Below are 2,670 nucleotides of genomic sequence, written 5' to 3' on the forward strand. Positions count from 1 at the left end.
GCCGCCAGCGCCCACCGGCGGCTGGCGCGGATCATCTTGCCACTCATCCTGGCACCACTCGAAGACGTTGCCATGCACCTGGTAGAGCCCCCATGGATTGGGAAGACCCTTCAAAACCGACCTGGTTCTCTGGCGGTACTCTCCCTTCTTCCCGCCATCGTAGGGGTAGTTTCCGTCGTAATTCGCCAGCCCCGGCGATAGCACCCTCCCCCACCAGAACGGCGAGACCGTACCGGCACGGCACGCGTACTCCCACTCCACCTCAGTGGGTAGCCTCGCCCCCGGGAGCTGTTGGGTCACCATGGGTAAGAAACGCTTCTGGACATCATCCCAGCTCACGCTCTCGACAGGATGGTCTCCCTGCTTGAACTCGGACGGGTCATCGCCCACCACCGCACGCCAGAGATCCTGGCTACAAGCTGTCTCGGCCATCCAGAACCCGTCGACCGCACGCTCGTATCGCACTTCGTCCCCATAGCGTTCCGGCTCATCATCTGGCGACCCCACCTGCGCCACGCCCGGCGGGATCCACCGCATGCGCTGCTCCACCCCGCCCACGGAGAACCCACACCACACCCCAAACTCATCCTCCCCCCAACTGCTCGCCCAAGGCGCCGGAAACACTTGAGGCGGGTGCTCCCGCCAGGGACTCCCGGGCGGGGGCGGACGCTCGCGCTGGCCGAGCTCCTCCAGCAGCGAGGCGAGGTGCCGGTACGCTTTTACAGACGCGCGACTCACGTACCGGCCCTCTTGGCTTCGCCCCCCGCCAGCGGCGCGAGGACAGGACACGACGCTGGTCCCCGTGGGTCATGCACACTGCGGTGCCCCACGGCGAGCTGCGACCAGGCGGAAGCCCACGTTGTTGTTGCGGTCGTCGGCGTGGTTAGCGTTACGGTAGGCGGAACGCAGGTTCCTGCCGTTGTTGTTCCACGAGCCACCGCGGATGACGCGGTTGCCGCCAGCGTGACGCGTCGTGCCCGCAGCCAAGTGTAGCGACTAGGAGTCGACAACGGGTAATCCTCGCGCGAGCAGGTCGCGGCGCCAGCCCGTGCTCTCTCCGGGCAACAGCATGGCCAGCAGAGCGTCGGTAATCTGCTGGAGTTGAAGGGCGTCGATATCGCCCGCGAGGTACTTCGCCTGCCAGGCGTGCAGGCCCGTCTTGCAGCGCTGTAAGCGCCGGCGCGATGGGCGCAGTTTGCCGGGGCTCACGCGGTAGCCGCAGAAGCCGATGCCGTGGCGCGAGCGTTGGATCACCGGCGCCTTGAGGGTCAGGGCCCAGTGCTCGTGCAAGTAGTCTTGATAGGCGGTGAAGAGTTCACGGGCCTCGCGCGTCGACTCGCACCAAACCACCGTGTCGTCCATGTAGCGGCAGTGGGCGCGCACGTGGGGGTGGGCGAGGAGCCACTGGTCGGCAGGGTTGAGGTAGACGTTGGCGAACTGCTGCGAGGTGAGCGCGCCGATCGGCAGGCCCCGGCCCCGGACGGCGCTGAAGCTTGCCAACACGGCGTCGAGAAGATCGAAAAGCAGGCCGCCTTTGAGGCGCCGTTGGAGCAACGCGCGCAGGCGGGCGTGGTCGATGCGCTCGAAGTACGCGCATACGTCCATTTTCAGATACACCGGGTATCGGCAGCACTGGCGCTGTACGTGACGAACGGCGGCGTGAACGCCCTTTCCGGGACGGCACGCGAAGCTGGTGGCGGCTAGCCACGTGTCCAGCGGCTGCACCAAGGGCTGGACGATCGCGTGATGGGCGACGCGATCCTCGAAAGGCGCCGCAGTGATCTCCCGACGCTTCGGATCGTGGATGACGAAACGGCGAAAGGTGCCTCGCGGCAGCCGACCGCCGCGCAGCGCCGCGCTCACCCTGGCCAGCGCGTCGTCGGCATGGGCGAAGAATGCCACCACCTCCGCTCGATTCCGCTTGCCCCGCGCCGCGCGCCGGCTCGCCGATGCTACGGCTTGCCAGCTCGACACCTGCTCGTCGTGGATGAGGAAGCGCTTCATTGGTCCGGCGCCTCCTCTTCTTGCAGGCGCGTGATCAGGGCGACGAACGCCTCACCGTAGCGCTCGACGCGCGCAGCCCCGACGCCCGCGATGTCGCGGAGCTGGGTGACGCTGCGCACTCGGCCCGTGACCATCTCCGCCAGTTGTTTGTTAGTGAACACCTGGTAGACGGGGATGCCCGCCTCGGCAGCGAGCTGTTTGCGCAGCTCGCGCGCTTCGTAGTACACGCTGAAGTCCTCGGGCGACAGCACGCGGCGGTAATCGACCTCTTCGCGCGAGCGTCGCGTGTCTGAGGCGGAGGGCGAAGCACCTTCGTAGGTGATGCAAATGCTCCAGCCCGGGGGATCGCTGCGGGGGCTGTACTCGCGGCGCACGTCGGTGATGGCGTGCTGGCTGACGAAGGCGTTGAGTTGATCCTCGGCGCTGGTCGTGTGGTGGGTGGGGATGAAGAAGAATTTGAACTTCATCGCGAAGGGCGGCGTTTTCGGCGCGAGGAGGCTTGGCGGTTGCGCTCCGCAGCAACCGCGCCGCCGCGCGCCGTCCCGGCGCGGTCACTCGGGGGACCTGCGACCAGGCGGAAGCCCACGAGGTTGAAGCGGACGTCGGCGTGGCCAGCGTCACGGCAGGCGGAACGCAGGGGCCCGCCGAAGGAGTCCCACGAGCCAC

Annotated in this window: 5 protein-coding genes; all 5 read right to left on the bottom strand. The window is 67.3% G+C overall.

Going from position 1 to position 2,670, the window contains the following annotated elements; translation table 11 throughout:
* Positions 1–738 (bottom strand): formylglycine-generating enzyme family protein (locus AAGA68_27360; GenBank protein ID MEM9388789.1); only part of this gene is annotated, 738 nt, incomplete at its 3' end.
* A gap of 69 nt (positions 739–807) precedes the next feature.
* Positions 808–987, bottom strand: coding sequence for an SUMF1/EgtB/PvdO family nonheme iron enzyme (locus tag AAGA68_27365; GenBank protein ID MEM9388790.1), 180 nt, complete (start codon positions 985–987; stop codon positions 808–810).
* A 9-nt stretch (positions 988–996) separates the two neighbouring features.
* Positions 997–2,004: an RNA-directed DNA polymerase gene (locus AAGA68_27370; protein MEM9388791.1), complete on the bottom strand. Its 1,008-nt coding sequence runs from the start codon at positions 2,002–2,004 to the stop codon at positions 997–999.
* Positions 2,001–2,471, bottom strand: a complete 471-nt coding sequence (locus AAGA68_27375; protein MEM9388792.1) for an HRDC domain-containing protein — start codon at positions 2,469–2,471, stop codon at positions 2,001–2,003. The genes AAGA68_27370 and AAGA68_27375 overlap by 4 nt, the downstream gene beginning before the upstream one ends.
* On the bottom strand, positions 2,468–2,670 hold a 203-nt coding region (locus AAGA68_27380; GenBank protein MEM9388793.1), incomplete at its 5' end, for a hypothetical protein. The genes AAGA68_27380 and AAGA68_27375, both read right to left, overlap by 4 nt.

It is taken from the genome of Pseudomonadota bacterium, assembly GCA_039193195.1.
In the GTDB taxonomy this organism is placed as follows: domain Bacteria; phylum Pseudomonadota; class Gammaproteobacteria; order Steroidobacterales; family JBCBZW01; genus JBCBZW01.

Bases quoted from the DNA above. Each gene is read 5' to 3' on its own strand.
- AAGA68_27370 (MEM9388791.1), bottom strand. From the start codon at position 2,004: ATGAAGCGCTTCCTCATCCACGACGAGCAGGTGTCGAGCTGGCAAGCC.
- AAGA68_27375 (MEM9388792.1), bottom strand. From the start codon at position 2,471: ATGAAGTTCAAATTCTTCTTCATCCCCACCCACCACACGACCAGCGCC.